Source organism: Cryobacterium sp. Y50, from assembly GCF_002929805.1.
In the GTDB taxonomy this organism is placed as follows: Bacteria; Actinomycetota; Actinomycetes; order Actinomycetales; family Microbacteriaceae; genus Cryobacterium.
In genome coordinates, this window is sequence record NZ_PJJM01000005.1 from 1 (window position 1) to 1,198 (window position 1,198).

A 1,198-nucleotide genomic window follows, 5' to 3' on the forward strand; every position below is an offset into this window, starting at 1 on the left:
CTTGATTAGAAGCTTGCCCGACGTTCACGTCGTGGCCCCTTACAGGCATGTCTCGCAGTGATCTTCTCCCGGGCTGACGCCGGCAACGACGTCCACCCACCATCAGGAGGCACCGCATGTCCATCGTCGCAGATCACTACAGAACCGTCGTGGGAGTCGACACCCACGCAGCCACCCATACCTACGCCGTCGTTGAGTCACCCTCGGGGAAGCTGCTCGACCAAAAGACTTTCCCGACGACGCCAGCCGGGTTGTCGCGGGCAACCGTGTGGATCAGACGCCGAGCAGACGGCAACGCAGAGACAGTCTTGATCTCAGCCGAGGGCACGGGCTCCTACGGAGCTGTCATGGCACGACGCCTCACCGAGGCGGGCTATCGGGTCGTCGAGGCCCCGACGCCCTCCGCCAAACGTCTCCGCGGCAAGGGTAAAACCGACAGCCTCGACGCCATCACCGCTGCCCGTTCAACTCTGATCATGGACATCGAACGGCTCCGAGATCGTCGCGCCGGCGAAGTCCAGACAGCACTGAAGCTCCTGACAGTAGGCCGAGAGCAGATGAACGCAGACCGGCTCCGGACCCTCAACGCATTGACCGCACTGATTCGGGCCCACGACCTCGGCATCGACGCTCGCCATGCCCTCACGCCGGGACAGATCGTCACGATCTCCTCCTGGCGGCACCGGGACGAACCCCTCGGCTCGACCATCGCCCGAAGCGAAGCCGTCCGCTCGGCCAAACGGATCCTCACCCTCGACACCGACCTCAAAACCAACAGGCTGCAACTCACCAACCTCGTCGACGAACATTCCCCAGCCCTCATCGCGATGCCAGGTATCGGAGCCGTCACCGCAGCGATGATCATGACAGTGTGGTCCCACTCCGGCCGGATCAGATCCGAGGGTGCTCTGGCGCAAATCGCCGGCACCTGCCCGATCCCCGCGTCCTCAGGGAAAACGATCCGGCACCGCCTCAACCGCGGCGGCGACCGCCAGCTCAACAGAGCGATTAACACCATCGCACTCACCCGCATGCGCACCGACGCCGCCACCCGCGAATACGTCCTGAAACGCCTCGCGGAGGGACGCACGAAAAGAGAGATCATGCGCTGCCTCAAGCGCTACATCACGAGACAGATTTACCGCACCCTGGCTGCAGCAGCCTCATCGCCAACCGCTTGACAAACATAGAAGCATCC

Annotated in this window: 1 protein-coding gene; it reads left to right on the forward strand. The window is 63.4% G+C overall.

The window, feature by feature from the left end; genetic code table 11:
- Positions 1-116 precede the first annotated feature (116 nt).
- Positions 117-1,181: an IS110 family transposase gene (locus CXY73_RS00030; protein WP_104176381.1), complete on the forward strand. Its 1,065-nt coding sequence runs from the start codon at positions 117-119 to the stop codon at positions 1,179-1,181.
- Positions 1,182-1,198 lie beyond the last annotated feature (17 nt).